Source organism: Pyxidicoccus sp. MSG2, assembly GCF_026626705.1.
Classification (GTDB): Bacteria; Myxococcota; Myxococcia; order Myxococcales; family Myxococcaceae; genus Myxococcus.
In genome coordinates this window covers 6684725-6704848 of record NZ_JAPNKC010000001.1, presented here as the reverse complement: position 1 = coordinate 6704848, position 20124 = coordinate 6684725, and the positions used below count along the sequence as shown (strand labels likewise).

General features: G+C 68.8%; 13 protein-coding genes. 7 read left to right on the top strand and 6 right to left on the bottom strand.

What is annotated here, in order from left to right; all coding sequences use genetic code 11:
* Nucleotides 1-115: 115 nt before the first annotated feature.
* Together OV427_RS26420 and OV427_RS26415 are read left to right on the top strand one after the other, a co-directional pair.
* Complete coding sequence (locus OV427_RS26420; RefSeq protein ID WP_267858947.1) at nt 116-2500, top strand: carbohydrate-binding domain-containing protein; 2385 nt, start codon at nt 116-118, stop codon at nt 2498-2500.
* The gene (locus OV427_RS26415; protein WP_267858946.1) at nt 2497-4170 is read left to right on the top strand and encodes a DUF1501 domain-containing protein; all 1674 of its coding nucleotides are present in this window, start codon (nt 2497-2499) and stop codon (nt 4168-4170) included. Before OV427_RS26420 ends, OV427_RS26415 begins: the two co-directional genes overlap by 4 nt.
* Before the next feature lie 78 nt (nt 4171-4248).
* Here OV427_RS26415 and OV427_RS26410 read toward each other — a convergent pair whose 3' ends face one another.
* Nucleotides 4249-4485 carry a SelT/SelW/SelH family protein gene (locus OV427_RS26410; protein WP_267858945.1) on the bottom strand — a complete coding sequence of 79 codons (237 nt, stop codon included), beginning with the start codon at nt 4483-4485 and terminating at the stop codon, nt 4249-4251.
* A 208-nt stretch (nt 4486-4693) separates the two neighbouring features.
* Here OV427_RS26410 and OV427_RS26405 point away from each other — a divergent pair, with 208 nt between their 5' ends.
* Nucleotides 4694-6136, top strand: a complete 1443-nt coding sequence (locus tag OV427_RS26405; protein WP_267858944.1) for a pyridoxal phosphate-dependent decarboxylase family protein — start codon at nt 4694-4696, stop codon at nt 6134-6136.
* 21 nt (nt 6137-6157) lie between these two features.
* On the opposite strand, the gene OV427_RS26400 is transcribed toward OV427_RS26405, so the two are convergent.
* The 3 genes from OV427_RS26400 to OV427_RS26390 form a co-directional block, all read right to left on the bottom strand.
* On the bottom strand, nt 6158-7273 hold the full coding sequence (locus OV427_RS26400; protein WP_267858943.1) for a serine hydrolase domain-containing protein: 1116 nt from the start codon (nt 7271-7273) through the stop codon (nt 6158-6160).
* Between the two features lie 166 nt (nt 7274-7439).
* Nucleotides 7440-8360 carry a hypothetical protein gene (locus OV427_RS26395; protein WP_267858942.1) on the bottom strand — a complete coding sequence of 307 codons (921 nt, stop codon included), beginning with the start codon at nt 8358-8360 and terminating at the stop codon, nt 7440-7442.
* Nucleotides 8361-8490: 130 nt separating this feature from the next.
* Entirely contained in the window at nt 8491-9693 is a 1203-nt protein-coding gene (locus OV427_RS26390) for a serine hydrolase domain-containing protein (protein WP_267858941.1), read from the bottom strand.
* 252 nt (nt 9694-9945) lie between these two features.
* Here OV427_RS26390 and OV427_RS26385 point away from each other — a divergent pair, with 252 nt between their 5' ends.
* Nucleotides 9946-10359: a hypothetical protein gene (locus tag OV427_RS26385; protein WP_267858940.1), complete on the top strand. Its 414-nt coding sequence runs from the start codon at nt 9946-9948 to the stop codon at nt 10357-10359.
* Between the two features lie 821 nt (nt 10360-11180).
* On the top strand, nt 11181-13169 hold the full coding sequence (locus tag OV427_RS26380; protein WP_267858939.1) for a lysyl oxidase family protein: 1989 nt from the start codon (nt 11181-11183) through the stop codon (nt 13167-13169).
* A gap of 57 nt (nt 13170-13226) precedes the next feature.
* Here OV427_RS26380 and OV427_RS26375 read toward each other — a convergent pair whose 3' ends face one another.
* Both OV427_RS26375 and OV427_RS26370 read right to left on the bottom strand, forming a co-directional pair.
* Entirely contained in the window at nt 13227-17798 is a 4572-nt protein-coding gene (locus tag OV427_RS26375) for a hypothetical protein (protein WP_267858938.1), read from the bottom strand.
* A 237-nt stretch (nt 17799-18035) separates the two neighbouring features.
* Nucleotides 18036-18365 (bottom strand): hypothetical protein, encoded by a 330-nt coding sequence (locus OV427_RS26370; protein ID WP_267858937.1) that lies wholly within the window; start codon nt 18363-18365, stop codon nt 18036-18038.
* Nucleotides 18366-18866: 501 nt separating this feature from the next.
* Here OV427_RS26370 and OV427_RS26365 point away from each other — a divergent pair.
* Nucleotides 18867-19424 (top strand): SRPBCC family protein, encoded by a 558-nt coding sequence (locus OV427_RS26365; protein ID WP_267858936.1) that lies wholly within the window; start codon nt 18867-18869, stop codon nt 19422-19424.
* 182 nt (nt 19425-19606) lie between these two features.
* The gene (locus OV427_RS26360; RefSeq protein WP_267858935.1) at nt 19607-20092 is read left to right on the top strand and encodes a VOC family protein; all 486 of its coding nucleotides are present in this window, start codon (nt 19607-19609) and stop codon (nt 20090-20092) included.
* Nucleotides 20093-20124: the final 32 nt, after the last annotated feature.

Genomic DNA, 20124 nt, shown 5'->3' with positions numbered 1-20124 from the left:
TGAAAATTTTCAGCAACTTTGCGGGAATTCCTGAGCTTTCGACGCAACCCCCTGGTTCTGTACTCGACAATCATGAGACCCTTGGGTCACCCCCCACCCCCCTCCCGGAGGGCTCATGCGCGCATCCCCCCTGCGCCCGTGGTGCCGTGCCCTCGCTGTGCTCGCGCTGTCCACCGCCGGCTGCTACGGCCAGGCCTCCCTCGACATGCAGGGCGACACGCCCGGCGATGAAGACCCACCGGTGCAGCAGGACGGCTCCCTGGACTGCGACCTGGGCATCGTCCCCGAGAGCGTGACGCTGCAGGGCATCGCCGAGGACTTCGCGCGCACGGTGCACCCGGCCATGGTGCGCGAGACGTCCGGCTGCATCTCCTGCCACGCCACCACCACCGCCCGCCTCTTCAAGGTGAGCTACGAGGGCGTGGAGACCTTCTACGCCGCGCGCGCGGCAGGCTTCATGAAGCCTGCGTCCGGCTCGCTGCTCTCGCGCCTCGTCACCCAGGACGAGGCGGTGCGCATGCCCAAGGCCCAGCCGGCGTGGAGCAAGCAGGAGATCGCCGACGTCGCCCGCCTCACCTGCCAGTTGGCGGCGGTGGAGGCACGCCCGGCCGCGGCGAAGCCGGACGAGGAGTTCCCCCCGGCCCTCCTCCAGCCCTACACCGGCCCGGCCGTCGCCACGTATGACAACCCCTTCATCGGCTTCGACCAGCTCAAGGGGAAGGTGAAGTCCGTCTTCAACGACGCCTGGGTGCGCGGCGGCGTGGACCGCTTCGCGCAGAACGTGGGCGTCTTCGGGGGCGTGGACTACAAGGACCACTTCGTCGAGGCGCGCGCGGCCTCCGCGGACTTCTTCCTCGGCCTGGATGATTTGTCCCGGGACGTGTGCCTGGTGGCGGCCACCAACAAGACGGGCCCCTTCGCCGGGCTGGACCTGGCGCAGCCGCTGGTGGACGTGCCCGCTCCCTCGACGAAGCAGTACGAGATGGAGCTCGCCGTGCGCACGGACGCCACCACCATCCCCGCCGGCACGCAGATTCTGGCCAGCACCGGCGGGAAGTCGGGCAGCACCGGGTGGAACCTCTACACCACGGGCAGCCTCGCCACGGCCCAGCCCTACCCCTTCCCCACCAGCAACACGTACCGCTTCACGGTGAAGGCGAAGGGCGACCTGTGCGGCCCGGACCTGCCGCACCTGCAACTCAAGGTGGACGGCGTCATCGTGAAGGAGTGGGACGTGTCCAACAACACGGCCTACGCGGACTTCGTCCACTCGCAGGCGGTGGCGGCCGGCGGCCACGTGCTGTCGGTGCACTTCACCAACGACTACGGCGAGACGGGCGTCTGTGACCGCAACCTGCACGTGGACGCGCTCCAGGTGTACGGCCCCACGGAGGCCGCCACCGGCACGCAGCGCGCGGACGCGGCGAAGGCGAAGGTGGACACCCTCTACCGGCGCATGCTGTACCGCGCCGCCACCGCGCAGGAGCGCACCGACGGCTACGCGCTGGTGACGGACCTCAACGACTTCGAGCCCAACCTCCCCAAGGCGTGGAGCGGTCTGTGCGAGGGGCTGATGCGCGCCCCCGACTTCCTCTTCACCCTGCCGCCCTCCTACGAGGCCTTGAGTGGCAAGGAGCGGGACAGGCTGCTCTTGGTGAAGCTGGCGCAGGATTTGACGGGCCGCCCGCCCACCGCCGCCGAGTTCACCGCGCTGGAGAGCGGCACGAAGTCGTGGGAGGACCTGGTCGACACGTACCTCGAGTCGCCCGACTTCCAGACGTACTACTTCCAGCGGATGCGGGTGCGCACGGAGAGCGAGGGCACGCCCGACACGGACGAGCCCGCGCGCATGTGGACGCACCTCGTCCTGGAGGAGAAGCCCTTCCAGGAGCTGCTCACCGGCGACTACTCGGTGGATGACGGCTTCAAGCAGGTGGCGCGCACGCCGGAGCACGGGAAGACGGGCGTGCTCACCATGAAGGGCTTCATCAAGAACAAGCCCGGCCTGCCGCACTACAACTACGCGGCGCGGGTGATGACGGACTTCATGGGCGCCCTGTACGAGGTGCCCTCGGAAGTGTTCGACATGCGCGGCGCCGCGACGGCCGCCTCCACGGTGGACCCCAACAGCATCTGCTTCGCCTGCCACCAGACGCTCACGCCGCTGGCGCACCAGCGCCTCAAGTGGGACGACGAGGGCAACTACCGGACGACGGACATCGAGGGGAAGCCGCTGGACGACAGCGACCGCGGGCTGGTGGGCGTCTACTCGTACAAGGGCCAGGGCATGGAGGCCTTCGCCACGCAGGCGGTGAAGAAGGAGGCCTTCGTGCGCCGCACCCTCAATGCCCAGTTCGCCCTCTTCTTCGGCCGGGAGATGCGCCACACGCAGGATGAGCGCGTCGTCTACAAGCGCCTCTGGGACGTCACCCAGGAGAGCCACGGCAACCTGAAGGCCGTGCTGAAGGCCGTCGCCACCTCACCGGAGTACCTGCGATGAACCGCCGCCAATTCCTCGCCGGCGCCGCCGCCGGCACCGCCATCAGCGCCCTGGACTGGCTCCGCTTCTTCCGGGCCTTCGGTGTCCCGGGCACGAAGAAGGAGCTGGGCCTGGCCGAGGCCGCCGCCGCCGAGGCCGCCGCCCCCCACTTCCTCATCTACTGGTTCCAGGAGGGAGGCTGGGACGGGTACAGCATGTTCAACCCCGTCCACACGCCCAATGACGCCGTCCGCGTCATCCCCGCGGGCGAGCTGCGTCCCGTCCCCGCGTGGAGCAAGCACCTCTACCGCCCCAAGAGCTACGGCACCTCGCCGCTGGACCCGCCGAAGACGCAGGGCAACATCCAGTACGGCTACCTCGCGCAGGACGGGCTGGAGCTGTTCCCGGACTTGTCGGTGGTCTCCAGCCACAACGGCAACACGTTCCACTCGGGCGGCCGGTGGGAGTACCACTACGGCAAGTACAGCGCGTCCCTGTCCGGCAAGCGCAACCCGGACGAGCGCACCGTGATGCAGGCCTTCTGCGAGGCCTACGGCAACGGCTTCCTGCTGCCGCACGTGTCGTGGCACCGGTGGCTGTCGGACGGTGAGCTGTCCATTCCGTCCTACCCGGACGGCACCGGCTACTACGAGCGGCTGGGCCCGGTGCACGCGCACACCATCTACGGCAAGACGCCGGCCGCCATGCGCGAGCGCCTGTCCTCGCTGGGCAGCGTGGCCCAGGGCCAGCGCGACGCGCGCATCCGCCAGTTCACCGACAACCTCCAGCAGAACTTCCTCGACGAGAAGAACAGCGAGTCGGTGAAGGCCTTCGCCTCCGCGCTGGAAATCCACCGCTCGCTCACCGCGGGCGGCAGCATCAACCTGGACCCGCGCACCCTCTTCACCAACAGCGCGCTGCGCGCCGACTTCGGCGTCACCGCGGCGGACGAGGCGACGGACTCCTCGTCCATCAACGGCAACCCCGCCCGCTCGAAGGAGACGCCCAACACCAACGTGCAGGCGCTGATGACCTACGAGCTGATGACGAAGGGGCTGTCCATCGGCTTCTTCATCGAGAACCGGGGCCTGCGCCACTTCGACTCGCACCGAGACCGCCGCTTCATCATGAGCAACAAGGGCCAGGCGGACCAGCGCGACACCATGCGCCGCAACCTCTGGCTGCCGCTGAAGACGCTGGTGTCGAAGCTCAAGTCCACGCCGTACGGGACGACGGGGAAGAGCTACTACGACTTCACCACCATCGTCCTCTCCTCGGAGATGGGCCGCACCATCTCCGGCGACGTGGAGTCCATCCTCGCCAACGCCGCCCTGACGGACACGCAGAAGTACGACGAAATCCTGGCCCAGGACTGCTGCCAGCACTGGCGCGTCAGCAGCGCGGCCTTCCTCGGTGGCACCGTGCGCGGCAACACGCAGTTCGGCCGCGTGGGCAGCACGTCCCTGGAGGGCATCCCCCTCATGCCGGACGGCACGCTGGACCCGGCGTATGACCCGGACACCGGCCTGCTCGTCCCCGGCCGCACGAAGAGCGCCACCAGCTTCATCACCGACGCGGGCCACCTGTACTCGACGGCGCTGTACCTGTCGGGCCTGGACCCGGCCGCGCTCAAGGCCGCGGGCAAGGGGCGCAACGACAGGCCGGCGCTGAAGTTCATCAAGAAGCCCTGAGGCCCCGTGGATGACGGACGCGGCCGGCAAGCCCGAGAGGGACGTGCCGGCCGCGAGCCTGGGCTTTCCGTCAGCGGGCTACCTCCCCAGCACCTTCGACACGGCGTCCACGATTTCCTGCTCGGTGGGGAACGCCAGCGTCTGCTTCTTGATGACCACCCTGCCGTCCACGGCGACCTCGTAGCTTCCCGAAGGTCCTGTCATCAGCTCCGCTTCCAGGTCCAGCTCGTCCTTCAGTGCGGCCGCCGCACGGGCGGCCCGGGGCTTGTAGCCTCAGGAATTGCAGTACGTAATCGACACCTTCGGGTCGGCCATGAGGGGCCTCCTTTGCGTGTGCATGGGGCGCACGGCGCGTGCGCCCGCTCCCCTGAATTAGTGCGCCGCCGGGCGCCACGCCAGCCCGCCTGCTCGCTTCCCGCCGTGCCCGCTCAAGGCCCCTCCTACCGGGAGAGTCCAGGACTCCTGGAAACGGACGGAGGGTGCATTCCCCCGGTGGTGGTGGCGCGGCTAGGTTCCGCGCGCCATGACGGACTTCCGTGAACGGGTTGCCGCCGCGTACGACGCAGAGACGTTCCGCCGCGAGGGACACCGGCTGGTGGACACGCTGGCGGGCTACCTCGCCGGGGCGGAGCGCGGCGAGGGGCCGGTGCTGCCCTGGGCCGCGCCCGCGGTGAATGTGGACCGCTTCGCCGCCGCCTTCCCGGAGGAGCCCAATGGCGACTTCGCGGACCTGGTGGCCCGGGTGCTGTCGGGCTCCAACCACCTGCACCACCCGCGCTACGTGGGCCACCAGGTGACGGCGCCGGTGCCGCTGGCGGCGCTATGCGACGCGGTGTCGTCGCTGCTCAACAACGGCATGGCCGTGTACGAGATGGGCCCCGTCTCCACCGCCATGGAGCGCAACGTGCTGCGGTGGATGGCGGCGCGGCTGGGGCTGCCGGAGAGCACGGATGGAGTGCTCACCTCGGGAGGCTCGCTGGGCAACCTCACCGCGCTGCTCGCCGCGCGGCAGGCGAAGGCGGGCTACGACGCGTGGAACCAGGGCGCGCACGCGGGCCCGCCGCTCACGGTGCTGGTGGCGAAGACGGCGCACTACTGTGTCTCGCGCGCCACGCGCATCATGGGCTGGGGCGAGGGCGGCGTGACGCCCGTCGCGGTGGACGAGCACTTCCGCCTGCGGCCGGAGTCGTTGGACGCCGCCTTCAAGACGGCCACGCTCGCGGGGCGCAAGGTGATTGCGGTGGTGGCGAGCGCGGGGTCCACGGCCACGGGAGCGTTCGACCCGCTGGAGCCGGTGGCGGACTTCTGCGAGCAGCGGGGGCTGTGGTTCCACGTGGACGGGGCGCACGGGGCGTCGGCGGTGCTCAGCCCCACGCACCGGCACCTGGTGCGCGGCATCGACCGGGCGGACTCGGTGGTGTGGGACGCGCACAAGGGCCTGCTGATGCCGGCGCTGGTGACGGCGGTGCTCTTCCGCGACGGGGCGCGCTCGTTCGAGGCCTTCGCGCAGGAGGCCAGCTACCTGTTCCACGGTGACGGCGAGCGGCCGTGGAGCGACGTGGGCATGCGCACCATGGAGTGCACCAAGGAGATGATGGCGCTGAAGGTGTACGCCTGCCTCGCGGTGCTGGGCACGCGCCTGTTCTCGGACGCGGTGACGGAGTCGTATGACCAGGCCCGGAGGTTCGCGAAGCGCCTGGCCGCCGCTGGAGACTTCGAGGTGGCGGTGCAACCGGACTGCAACATCCTCTGCTTCCGCCACACCCCGGCGCATGTGCCGGCGGAGGAGTGGGACGCATTGCAGGCGCGCCTGCGCGAGCGGCTGGTGACGCGCGGGGATTTCTACCTCGTGCAGACGAAGCTGCCCAAGGGCGTGTACCTGCGCGTCACCCTCATCAACCCGCTCACCACCGACGCGGACCTGGATGGGTTGATGGAGGCACTGAGGACGGCGGCGCGGCGGTGACCCCACCGCCCACGAACGGGCTCAGGGGCGTGACGCGCGGTCCAGGATGGGCACGAGCACCGCGGCCAGGTCACCCATCACGTTGGTGAACCCCGTGACGTAGCGGTCGGTCGCCGGCACATAGAGCATGAAGCTCTGGTAGCCCGCCGTGGTGCCCAGGTGCCCGACGGCGACGGTCCCCTGGGACTCGAGCTGCATCACGCCGAGCCCATATCCAACCAGCCGGGACTCGGGCTCGGGTGCCGGTTGAAACGAGAGCATGGCGTCCAGGGTGTCCGCGCGCTCGAACAGCGCACCGGCGCGGAGCTGTTTCCAGAAGGTGGTGAGGTCGAAGGCCGTCGTCACCAGGGCGTGACCGCCGGAGGCCCCGGCCATCGAAGGGTCGACGGCGGTGAAGTCCATCAGCTCGTCGTCGAACGGGACGTACCCCCGCGCGCAAGACGCCGCGCAGTCCGTGTCTCCCGGCTCGGGCAGAGTCGTGTGCGAGAGCCCGGCTCGCGCGATGACGCGCTCGCGGACGACCTCGCGCCAGCTGCGACCTTCCGCGGCTGAGAGGATTTCGCCGAGGAGCACGTAGTTGGTGTTCGAGTAGCCGTACGACGCTCCGGGAGCGAAGGTCGGCGGCTGCGCTTCGACGATGCCGAGAATCTCGTCGAGCGTCCAGACGTGCTCCGGGTCGGCCACGATGGCCTGGTTCGTCTCATCCGTGACCCACTCCGGGATGCCCGACCGGTGACCGAGCAGCATGGCCAGGGTGATGGACTCCGCGTTCGCGATATGGGCCGTCACACTCGCCGGCAGCCGCTCCGTCAGGGTGTCGTCCAGAGCGAGCACGTTCCGCTCGACGGACTGCAGCACGGCGGTGGCGACGAGAGTCTTGAGGATGCTGCCAGCGCGAAAGGAGTCCTGCGCGGACATTGGCAGCTTCCGCTCGACATCGCTGAGACCGGCCGCGCCTGACCAGGACTGGCCATTGCGCGAGGAGACGACCAGGGCGACGCCGGGAGTCACGCCCCTGGCGACGGCGTCGTCGAGAGTGGCCTGCAGGTCCGCGTGTAGCGACGACGTGGGCTCGTCGTCGTCACTGCAGCCGCTGACCGCTCCGGCCATCCCGAGGAGCAGGACGATGGAAAACACCGCGCGCCCCAGAGACGAGCGCCGTGTCCTGTTGCCGCCATCCGGATGGAGACGCGCCTTCGACCGTCGCGCGAGCACACTCTCGCGCGAAGCATTCTGTCTGACTTCGAGACTCCGAGCATTGACGATGGACATGCTCAGGAAACACCGTCTGCAAGTGTGCGTGTCACCCGCTCGACGCGGAAACGTTGGAGGGCTGCCCTCCGTGTCGCTCGTGGCCCGATGAGCGGCCCAGGCCCACCAGCAACCCGATGCCGCACCACGCTCCAAGGATGGGGCTGACTCCCATGCCCACGAGCGGGACGGGGAACGCACCCATCCACGGCGCCAGCGCGCAGAGCGCGAGGTAGACGGTGAGCCCGAGGGCCGCCGCGCGGGAGACACCCGCCGCTGCCAGCGGAGACAGGACCGCGCCGGCCAGCGTCACCAACGCCAGCAGCGCCAGGGCCGGAGACGTCTCCAGGGCCAGGCCGATGATGCCCTCGACCTCGGGCACGGGCTGAAGCGGATCCGGGCGGAAGACAGCCATCACCGCCGCCGCCACGGGGATGACCGCCGCCATGAACCTGAAGGAATGGGGCAACGGGTGGGCGAGCAGCACCGCGATGGCGGCGCCAGCCAGCGCCACCGCCTGCGAGGCATCGGGCTGGAGCGCCAGGATGATGGCAAGCACCGGCACCGAGAGCCACAGGGGGCGTCGTCCTACGGCCACGCCCGCCCAGGCGACGAGCGTCATCGGCAGCAGCAGCTCGGCGGCGTTGAGTCTCACGGGGCCGAAGCCAATCCAGCGGTGCACGCCCGAGAGCCCACTGCTGAGGAGCGTGGCCGCAATCGCCGCCACGGCCAACGGCAGGATGACCCGTGCCGCGCGCTGTGTGGCGGTCCTGGCGAGCACGGTGGCCAGGAGGGCGCCGACAATCCAGGCGCCAGCGTTGCGCGCCCACAAGACTGCCGGGACGGCATGAGCGGCGGCCACGAGGCAGCCGACGAGGACCGCACCGCCAGAGGTCACGGCGAACAGGACAGCCGCCCGGCCTGGCGAGGTTCTCGGCGGGTCGTTCGTCATCGACGTCTTCAAGGGGCTCACGCGCGGGACTTCTACCGCGTGCAGCCGAAGCTGCCAAAGGGCGTGTCCCTGCGCGTCACCCTCATCAATCCGCTCATGAAGATGCCCCGCGAAAACGGGTCAGCTTCAGGCACCCGGTGGAACGGCAACGCTATTTCTTGCAGGTCGTCACCGGATCGACCTTGGCCACGTCGGCGCCCCACAGGCAGACGACGCGGTCCAGGGCCAGGCCGCTGCGGGAGTTGCTGAAGAAGACGATGCCGTCGCCGGATTGCGGACGCATCAAGAACTTGGCGCGGAAGCCGGCCTGGTTGCGTCCATCGTGACCGACGGCGGTGCTGCCGTCGCCGAGGCGTTCGATGAAGTGGCCCAGTCCGTAGACCGCCTCATCGGGCGCGCGCGGCGTGCTCAGTTCCGCGGGTGTATACATCTGGGCCAGTTGCGCCTGGGTCAGTGGATGCGCGCCGGCGGTGTTCGCCATGCCGGCAATCATCCAGCGGGCGAAGTCGCGGACGGTGGTGGTCAGGGTCGAAGGCGCCTGCTCGACGTAGTAACGCGCCGGCACCGGCTTGCCACCGTCGTCGTGTCCCTGCGCTGCGCCGGCCAGCACCTCTGGCGTCATGGCGACGCTGCTGTGTTTCATGCCCAGCGGCCGGAACACCAGCTCACGCGCCAGGTCCGAATACCTACGCTGCGTGGTCCGCTCGATGGCCAACTGCATCAGGGTGTAGCCGCCGCCGGAGTACTGGAACTTCACGCCGACTGGCGCGAACAACTCCACCGCACCGCGTCCGTTGGTCTCGCCGGCCAGCGACTCCTCCAGGCTCGGCAGTTCCTTGAAGTCGAGCCAGCCCTGATACCCGCCCAAGGTCGTGCCCGCAGTGTGCGACAGCAGGCGGCGGATCGTGATGAGGCGATGGTCGAACTCGTTCTGCGCCAGCGGCCACGGCGACAGCACCTCGGCCACCGACTTATCCAACTGCACGCGCCCCTGCTCGGCCAGACGCATCGTCACCCAACTGGCGATCGGCTTGGACAGCGAGGCCGCGACGAACACCGTGTCGGGCGTCACCGGCACCTTGCCCGCGTGGTCCGCGTAGCCGAAGCCCTTGGCGTAGACCAGCTTGCCTCCGACAATCAGCCCCACGGCCGCGCCTTGGATATGGGCTTCTTTCATGATGGCCGGCACTTCGCGCTCGATGACCTGGGTGAACGGCGGTGGCGCGACAGCGGGCGCGCGCGCGGCCGCAGCGGCGGGCACGGTGAGCGCCATCGCGGCAGTCAGCGCCAGCGCTGAGAGCGCCCTGGCCACGAAGGCGGGTGTCGGGCCGCGGAAGAAGTGTCTGTAGGTCATGGTGTCCTGGCCAGGCTGGAGTTCGTGGATGCGCGGCGGGAGTTCCAGAGCCCCTACGATGCGCGGCGCACACGATTGCGGAGCAGGACGTCCGCAGCGGCGGCACTTCGTCCGGTTTACCACCGGCATGACGCAACACCGCGCTGCGACGCCTCGCTGCGTCATGCAACGTAATTACATCTGTCTATGAATTGGGTGTATTTATTCACATGCAGTGAGTGTCGTCGTGAGTCCACTCCTCAGGAGGACCGTATGCCCCGAAGCGCCCCGTCCCGTCTGAACTCGCTGTCCATCCTCTCGCTCCTCGCCCTCGTGGCGGCCTGTGGCCCTGCGGAGGAGCCGCTCACCTCGGACTCCCCCGAGGCGCAGTCCGCACAGGTCCTCATGCCGTCGGAGATCTCCGGAGCCTCCGCGTCAGTCGCCACGGAGGACGAAGCAGGCGCGCTGGACGAGGCCATGAAAGGCGAGGGCTCCGAGCAGACTCTCGGCAGCCACTACTGCTGCCAGATTACGTGGCTCGGGGACCCGCAGCCGTTCCAGTGCATCGGCTACAAGACGTTGAAGGAGTGGGCGGTGTCGAAGTGCGCCGCCACGTCCGCGAGCATCCCCGGGACGTACCCGACGCTCGCCTCCGGGCAGTGCAGCAGCTACGTCTTCTGCAATTAGCGCGTCGCATGGGGTGAAGGGCACCTACACTCCACGTCCACTCCCCCGGCACGTGTAGGTCGAGGGGCAACTACCGTTCGGGTTACAGGGTCGAAGGCACCTGTGGGAAACGCATGACTCGTAAGACAGGCAGTCTTCGTTGACGTCGCAATAGTTGATTGCATCCTCCCGCGACATGAGGTCGGACGGCTCCAGTACATCCGTCTCGACACCGCCACATCCAATCGCCAGCAGCCCTGCCACGAGCAGCAACCCGCGAATCAGCGTACGTGTCTTCAGATGCTCTCCTAGCGCGCCTTCCTGGGGTGGAAGGCTTTGTTACTCAACTCTATTTTGGGTTCGCGCAATGAGGCGTGCCGAGCCGAGCCGTCAGGAACCTCTCATGCACGCCTCGCTGACGCGGCGACGCACCCCGCGCCGCGATGACGAAGGTATAGACGAATAGGGGCAGTGTTGAGGGTCGTGGGCTGGTTGGCTCATCCGACGCTCAGGATCGGCTCCACTCCCCGTCCGACCCCTCCAACGCGATGCGCGCCCCCGCTGCGCAGGCCCGCATCTCCGCCGAGCAGCACCATGGACTGGATGCGCCAGTCCCGTATGCCAGCCGCCTTGCTCAGCCGCTCACACGTCCACGCAAGGGCCTGAAATTCATTGTGCTCTACGGAAATCGAAAGATTTCCTGCATCAATTTTCCCTGCGCCGGCTCACTGAGAGAAGTGTCACGTGGGTTCCTCCACTTTCAGGTGAGAAGGCAAGAAATTGAGCATTCAAAACAAGGCAAGGATTTCCGCACTCCTGGCAGTGGCGATGGTGAATGACCCATGAGGCTGCGAGACACACGGTTCTGCGCGGTCGTGTTGCTACTGGCGATGACGGGCTGCAAGGACGACCCGCCCCCCCAGCCCGATGCAGGCACGCCCGATGGCGGTGGCACCGCCGGGCCCACCCTCTCCGAGACCCCGCGCTGGCAGGTGGCCGGAGACGGCCTGAACCCCAATGAGTGCTTCGGCCGCACTGTGGCGGTAGGCGACGTCAACGGGGATGGGCGCAAGGACTTGCTGGTGACGTCACCGCCATGCGTCAGCCGCACGCCGCCGGACCCGGGGAGCGTATCGCTGTACGCGGGCGAGGCGCGCGACTTCTCCCAGACGCCGGTCACCACGACGATGTCGTGGGTGCACCCCAGCCCGAGAGCCTCGGGCAGCAAGCTCACCGCGAGCACCGGCAACATCGACGGGGACGCGTACTCGGACGTGCTGGTGATCTCCTACTACGGCGTCAGCGTGTTCAAGGGCGGGCCGGACCTGTCCCAGGTGCTGGCCCAGCCGCTGTTCCGCGTGCCCGCCGAGTCCACCGCCACCCGCTTCAGCGGCGCACGACTGTTGGACCTGGATGGGGACGGAAAGGACGAGCTCGCCGTCTCCACCCTCGTCGGGGTCCTCACCGTGTACAAGGCGACGCCCGGGGCGCCAGAGGGGGCCTTCACCCCTGTTCGCACGATGTCCGGCACCCTGGCCCCCGCGGGAGACACCAACGGGGACGGGGCCCAGGACCTGCTGGTGACCGGGGATGACTTCACGGTGGGGCTCTTCCTGGGGTGCAAGGCGGGCAGCCCGCAAGCATGTGAGGGGCCGCTGACGGCGCAGCCGGTGTGGACGGGCGTGGCCGAGGCCTTTTACGCGCTGCCCGACCTGAGCGGGGACGGCCGCCCGGAGGCGCTCATGCTCCTGAATGGCAGCCAGCGCCTGCACCTGTCCGACGCCTCGCTCCAGGGCTATTCGCCGGAGGTCACCTGGCAGGCGATGGACGACGCGGTCTTCCCCCTCTTCGGCCAGCTCTACACCACCTTCGGCCAGGCCGTCGTCCCCGTGGGGTCCATGGCGGAGGGCAGCACGGGCCACGACTTCGTCGTCACCGCCGTGGGGCGCGTGTACCTCTTCCGCCCCACGCAGAACGTGTCCGGTCCCCTGGAGCCGGTGTGGGCGTGGCCGCGAGCCAACCGCCTCGACCCCCGCACGGCCCTGGGCCCGACCTATCTGGTAGCGGCGGCCGCGGGCGACCTGGATGGAGATGGCCATGACGACCTGGTCGTGGGCCTGCCGCCGGACGGCACGCGCTTCCCGGGCAGGGTGGTGGTGTTCGGCGGTGGCGCGGTGCCCGACTCGACGGAGCCCGCGCCCGCGCTGGCCCCCATGAAGACGTGCAACCTCGCGGTGGACCCGGTGAACGGCAAGCCGGACCTGACGGTGGACGGGGACGTGCTCGCGCGCTCGCTCTACGTGGAGCGGAGGACCTTCGCCGCGGACTCCTGCGAGGTGCGCGAGGGCTGCGTGCCGGCGGGCGGCGAGCGGCGCCTGTTGCGCTTCTCCACCTCCATCATGAACATGGGCACCGGCCCGCTCGTGGTGCCCGCGCCGGAGAAGAGGCCGGACCTCTTCATCTACGACGAGTGCCACGAGCACCACCACCTGAAGGACTTCGCCGGCTATGCCCTGCGCGACGCCACGGGAAAGGACACCGCGGTGGGCCGCAAGCAGGGCTTCTACATGATCGACTTCACCCAGTACTGCGCGGATGGCCGCCCGTTTTCCGAGTACCTGCCGGGCACGGGTATCTCTCCCGGCTGGTCGGACGTCTACACCGCCGACGTTCCCTGCCAGTGGCTGGACGTCACCGATACCCCGGACGGCGAGTACACCGTGCGCGTGGGCGTGGACGAGAACCACATCGTCGACGAGGACAACAAGCTCCCCAACGAGGTCAGCGTCAAGGTACGCCTCGCTGGTGACACGGTGACCGTGCTGCCCTGAAACGAGGAAGCCCCTCCGCGCCGCCGGACGGATGGAGCCTCCGCACCGGACCCGCATTCAGGGCGAGGCGCGACTCGTGGCCTCGGCGTGGTCGAGGTAGTCCATCAGCATCTCTTCGTGGGCCTGGCTGCGCCCGTGCGTGCCGTTCACGATGCCGCTCCAGTAGAGCCGGATGAAGTCCGCGGTGATTGCGGGCGTCAGTCGGTTCGTCTGTCGCAGGTCCTCGAGGTAGACCCTCGAGTCCCGCTGCACCGCGGCTTCGGGGTTCCGGGCGTCCTCCTGCACGCGCGCCTGGGTGTTTCGGTAGAACCAGGTCTCGCTCAGGTGTCGATGGTTGTACTGCGTCACGTTCATCGAGGTGCCCTCGTTCTGCCGGCTGTCCCGGCCGAGGTCGCGGGCCCTGCCCGTGTCCCTCACGTCGATGAGGTCCCCTGCGGCCTGTCGCACCAGCATGGCGGCGTTCGACATGATGTGGTCACCCGTAAGCGCGCGGACGCCGCGGCGGATGAGCGACCGTGCATGGGACTGGGCCTCGCGCAGCTCACCCTCCAGCCGGGTCCGCTCGGGCCCCGTGGCCCGGCTGGCCTCCTGCTGCAGCCGGGTCACGTCCGCGACCGCCGCGTTGAACGCTCTCGTCTCCCGCTGGAGCGGCGCATTCGACTGATAGAACGGCATCACCTCCCACTCGCGCGCGGGCGCCCGCATCCGCTCCAGCGTGGTTTCACCGGGCGGGTAGACGTAGTGCTCGTCCATGCCGCTCAGAAGCCGGATGGCCCGGTCCTCGGGGCTCATCGTCGACCGGCCCGTTCCCGTGCCCGGAGGAGGGGCTGCTGTGTCGTCCTCCCGGGCCACGTACCCGCGGCCCGCATCGAGCGAGTACACCTGCGCCTCGTGCGTGCGGAGTTGCCGCTCCACGCTGGCAATCTGCCGCTCCAGGTCCGCGCGCTGCGTCCCGGTCGCGGGCGTCGTGCCACCGGTCGCTCCGGCCATGGTCGTCTCGAGCTGCCGCTGGGTGGCCTGTAAGCCCTGGAGGATGGCGTTGAGCTTCCGCACCTCCAGCCGTGACTCGAAGCCCTGGCTCCCGTAGCCCGGCATGCCGGTGAGGACCTGCTTCACCTTGTCGATGAGCTGCCGCACCTTCCCCCTGGCGCCCTCGTACCGCTGGAGCACGCGGGCCGTCTCCATGTGCGCCTGGATGTCCTCGAGCGTCGCGGCCGGCCCCGCCTCGATGCGGACCTGCCCATTGTCATAGCGCACGTGGGTGGTGCGTCCGGGAAGCTCCGGGTTCCTCACCACTGGCACGGGACGTTCGGACGTGGCGCGCGTATCGCCAGGGGAAGTGGGTGCTGCTGGCCGCCCCCCGGTGAGCTCCGGCGTACCGGGCCGCTCGGGCCGTGTAGTGCGCGGGGGCCCCCCGTCCCCTGGCGCCACGGGCATGAGCTGGCCCGTTGCGGGATTGAGCCTGAACTCGGTGGGCGAAAGACGGGTCGCCGGCGGCCTGCCCGTCGGGCTGTTGCTCCCGCTCACCGGGCCGTTGTTCCCGCTCGTCGGACTGTTGCTCCCGGCCGGCGCGCCATTGCTTCCCGACGTGCCGCCGCTCCCGCCCGTCGAGCCGCTCCCACCCGACGCGCCACTGCTCCCCGACGCCCCCTGGCTGCCGCGATTCCTCCGGGTACCGCCCCCACCGCCGCCCTCGCCTCCCACTTCGACCTTGGGCCCCGCATCGCCGCCGCTGCCCTCGGCCGTCATGTCGCGGTGTCGCGCGTTGAGCTCGATGTCCACCACGCCAAGCTTCACGCCAAACCCCAGCTCATCGTCCTTGTACGAGCCGGAGGTGGTCTTGGACTCGTATTGCACGCCGTCGAACGCCTTCTTGAAGTCACCGTCCATCAGCTTCTTCGCGACGCCCTGCAGGTCCTTGCCGCTCAGGCCGCTGAGCTCGGTCGTGAAGAACCGGCCCTCCTTCCCCAGGTCCGTCGTGCCCTCGATGGAGATGGTCGTCTCCGCCGAATCCACGAGGGCCGCCGTCACCGGATTCGAGATGAACGACATCATGTCGTTGACGTCCACCTTGCTCCGGTCGAGCGGAATCCGGGTCTCCAGGCTCACCGTCCCCGAGACTTCGCCGCCGTACTGGCCCCCCAGCTTGTCCTTGAAGCCCGCGGCGATGGACGCCGCGGCGGAGCCCTCGACCTCCACCGTGCTCACCAGGTGCGTCGGCTTGCCGTTCTCGAACTCCACCCGGTAGCTCTGCGTCGCGCCGATGCTCGCGGACAGCTCCGCGTTGAACGGACCCGCGTTTCCGCCGAGCCCCGCCTCGGCCTGGACGCCGAGGTTCACCTCCATCGCCGTCAGGTGGTCGCGCATGAACTTCTGGTCCTCGCCACCCGAGGCCACCGCCGCCGGCCCCTTGCCCATGATGACCGCCGCCCGCGCCGCTTCCTCCGGCGTGTCGAACGTCATCTCCACGCGGCCACCGGCCGACACGGACGCCGAGGCCACCAGACCCACGCCGAAGTCGCCCGTCACCTCGGCGGAGAGCTGGTACTTGCCGTCCGAGGTCATCTCGACCTCGACCTCCCCATCGAGGCCGCCCTTGAGGCCGACCTTCCCCGCGAGGTTTCCGCTCAACGTCAGCGCGTCGCCGGGGCTGTTGAGCTTCTTGATTTCATCCGCCAGCGTGTCTTCGACCGGCGCCGTCACCTGGTCGAGGACCACATCCACCGGCTTGAGCAGCGCCTCCTTCGCGAAGTTCAGCGCGTCCCCGGCGATGTCCCCCGCCGCGTTCGCCAGGTCCATCAGCCCGTCGACGACGAAGTCCTTCGCATCGTCGAGCCAGGGGAGCTGGCGCTCCTTGTCGAGCCGCTTGGGCTCCTTGCCAGGCGCCGGCTTGCCGTCCGCGCCCACCTCGAAGCTGACGTGGTCGTACTTCCACCGGTTGTCGTTGGCCTCCTGGAGGCTCTTCACCTCGGTGGGCTGGTGCTGGAGCTGGGGCTGACCCTTGGCATCCACCGTGCCCGAGGCCTGGGACACCGTCTGGGTGCGGCTGGCGTGGCCCGGCTTGAAGCGGCTGCCGTCCGGGTCATATCCCGTCACCGTGGTGCGCTGCGTGACGTTGCCAGGAGTCTTGGAGGAGATGGCGGGAAGCGAGTCGGTGGAGGCGGCGTCCTTCGGCCCGCGCGTCACCTCCTGCTGGCTGCGCACCACCTGCACGCCGTTGCCATTCTTGTCCGACTTCACCGGCTGGGTGGCCACCGTCTCCGACTTCCGCGTGGACACGGCGGGCTCGCCCTGCGCGTTGAAGCGGGTCTCCTCGGTGAGCGTGAGGCTGGACTCGCCTGGCTTGAGGGAGGTGGGCGCATTGTTTGCCTTGTGGTGCCCCTCCCCCTTGGAAGCATTCTGAAGGGCCGTGTTCTGGCCGGCCTCGAAGGCATTGACGTCATCGGCCTTGAAGCCCGGCGTCTGCACCTGCGTCGTCTTCACCTGCTTCGCCGGCAGGCCCTGCGCGTTGAACTCCGTCTCCGTCTTCACCGTCGCCGGGCCCTGGGGCACGCCGGGCTGCCGCGCCAGCTCCGCCGGAGGCTTCTCCATGCGCAGCTCCTCCGTGCGCGACCGCGGCACGGGAGGAGACTTGAAGGCGTCGTACTTCGTGGTGGACGTGGTGGTGGTGTTGCCCGTCTCCGGGTGCTGCTCCGTCTGGCTCCTGCGCGACTCGAGCCCCGTGGGCCGGCCCTGCGCATCCGAGGACTTCGTCCACGACGTCTCACGCGAGCCGCCCGACTGCGTCTGCTCCTTCGACGTCACCGTGGAGGTGGAGCTGCCGTCTGGCTTGACGGTGACGGTGTTGCCGCTGGCCGGGTCGGACAGCACCATCTCGCCCGTGTTGGCGTTCTTCTTCACCTGATACTTCGCGCCGGAGGACGGGTCCGTGTAGGTCTGCCCGTCCGGCAGCTTGCGCGCCGCCTCGATGTCCTTCGCATCCACCACGTCGAGCGAGGCGGGAGGCTTCTCACCCGCCTGGGTATTCGGCGCGAGCCCCGTTTCTGGCGGGGCCTCGGTCCTCGGCGGGGGGGCGGTGCCCAGCAGCTTCTCCAGCTCCGCCCTGCGGTTCGTCCCCTCGAAGGCGGAGGCAAGCTCGTTGGCCTTCGGCTTGATGCCGTCGAGCTCCTTCTGGGTGAAGGGCGGCGTCTTCTTCTCCTGGAGGGCGAGGCTGTTCGCCCTGCCCATGCCCTCCTGGGCCTGCTTCGCCGTCAGCGCCACCTTCTCCTCGGCGGCCTGCAAGCCCTTGTTGGCGGTGGCGACCTTCTCGGAGGCCTGCTGCAGTGCCTTCGCGGCGGCGGCGGCATCGGCCTGCGACTTCTTCGCGACCTCGGGCGTCTGCCCCGGCTTCCGCGCGGCCTGCTGCGCATTCGCCGCGTCCTTCTGGGCGGCGGCCTGCTGCTGGAGCGCGGCCTCGGCGGCGCGACGCGCGGCTTCGGCGGCACGGCGGGCCTCCTCCGCGGCCTTGCGCGCGGCCTCCGCGGCCTTGCGCGCGGCCTCCGCTTGCTGGCGGGCTGCCTCGGCACGGCGCGCGGCATCTGCCGGATTCACGCCTGACGTACCAGAACCACCGACGGGGGCGAAACCCATGGGAACTTCCTCTCTCCGTGCAGGGGGCGGCCAAGGGCTGCCCCGGGCTTTCAAAAAAGAGAGAGCGTGTCCCGACGTGCGTCCCAGGTATTTTTCAGGGCGGTGGAGATGGGTGGACGCATGAGGCTGCACCGCCTCTCCTCCGGCCCGGCGCCCGGCCCTGGGGATGGTGAGGCTGCCAATGTCCGGCTCGGGTACACGCCCCGTGCGGAGCGGTCGGTTCGCCCAAGGGGTGACTCACTTCAGTCCTCGGGGGTTCGACGTGGAAGGGCGAGCCGTCGGGAACACGGGCGCGTAGCACTCCCCGTCCTTGTACAGGTAGCCGTTCTCGTCACAGCCCTTCCGGTCCAGGGCCTGCTTCAGCCAGCAGTGCCCCTGGATGGGAACCTGCCCCTGGCTTGGGCAGCTGCCATTGGAATCCGTCCGCCGCTGTCCCTGGAAGGGCTTGGGGGGAACGTCGAGGGCGATGGTCGCCCACGCGGAGGGTGGCGCGGCGGAGGACGAAGGCGCCGTCAGGGCGGAGTCCCCGACGGCCGCCGTGCCGCCGTCCCTTGCCTCCAGTTGCATGGAGACTCCCGCCTCCGTGGGGACGCCTCCGTGCCGCGTGCTCAGCAACCACGCGAGTCCCATCGCCACCACGGGTACCGCGGCGGCGGCGATGCTCCAGTGCCTCCTGCTCCCGATTCACTCCCGCAACGAAACGCGCCACGAGGATGCGCTCACGTCGGCGGGCCGGGCTTCTTTCAGGTTGCCAGGCGCCATGAGGGTCTCGTGAGGAGGAATGCGGTCCATCCACCCGCGGCGAGCCTACCCTCGTTTCCGGTGCCATTCGCGCGACCCCGAGGTCGCCCATCAGCGTCTTCTCGGATGCTGACGCAGCCTCGAAATCCGGCCCCTCCGTGCCCCCCGCGCGGAGGGGCTTTTCATTTCCGGACCGGTGGGGATGGGAAATTGGCGTGGAATCCCAGTGGGTTGGGCGGGCGGCGAAAATAAATCACCGGAGTGTCGATCTCCCCGGGCCCTGTTCGTCGCCGTGTTGAAGGCAGCAATCACACGAGAGACCCGCCCATGCTCAAGAAGCTCGGAATCGCCGCCGCCATCCTCGTCGCCGCCCTGGTCGTCTACATCTCCACGCGTCCGGACCGCTTCTACGTCGAGCGGAGCGTCCAGCTCAGTGCGCCCGCGGATGCCACGTTCGCGCTCATCAACGAGTTCCGTCAGTGGCAGCAGTGGTCGCCCTACGAGAAGCTCGACCCGAACCTGGCGAGGACCTTCGAGGGCCCCGCCTCGGGCCCCGGCGCCGTCTACGCGTACAAGGGGGACCGCAACATCGGCGAGGGCCGGATGACCATCCTGGAGAGCCGGCCCGGAGAGCTGGTCTCCATCAAGCTCGAGTTCATCGCGCCCTTCCCGGCCACGAACCAGGCGAACTTCAAGCTCGAGGCGAACGAGAAGGGCACCCGCGTCACCTGGACCATGGAGGGGCCGAACACGCTGATGGGCAAGGTGATGTCGCCCTTCATGGACGGGTTCATCGGCAAGAGCATGGAGCAGGGCCTCGCCGACCTCGACACCGCCGCGCAGGCCGAGGCGAAGAAGCGTCAGCAGACGGCGAAGACGGAGTAGGTCAGTCCGCCGCCGAGCAAGAGGGCCCCATACTTCACATTATCGGACACGACCCGCGGGGCGCCGGGTTCGCCCTGGTCGGCAAGGCTTAATCTGCGCCTCCTTTCACAACCCGGCGCAGTGGGGCGCGCCCCTCGGGGCCACGCCTCGTGCAGTGAAGGAAGTCTCAAGGAGAGATCATCATGGCCCACGAAAAGCTGATCACCTGCCTGTGGTACGACAAAGGCGAGGCCCGCAAGGCCGCCGAATTCTACGCGTCCGTCTTCCCCGACAGCAAAGTCGGGCCGGCCCATGACGCGACGTCCGATTTCCCAGGCGGGAAGAAAGGCGAGGAGCTGACGGTGGATTTCACCGTGCTCGGCCGGCCATTCGTCGGGCTCAATGGCGGCCCCAACTTCAAGGCCAATGAATCGGTCAGCCAGATGGTCATCACCGAGGACCAGGCAGAGACCGATCGCTACTGGAACGCTATCGTCAACAATGGCGGCCAGGAAAGCGACTGCGGCTGGTGCAAGGACAAGTGGGGCTTCTCGTGGCAGATCACGCCGCGCGTGCTCCTCGAAGCCCTGGGCAATCCGGACAAGGCGGCCGCCAAGCGCGCGTTTGAAGCGATGATGCAGATGAAGAAGATCGACGTCGCCAAGATCAAGGCAGCGCTCAAAGGCTAGACGGTCAACGTGTAAGCCTCCCCGCACCTGAT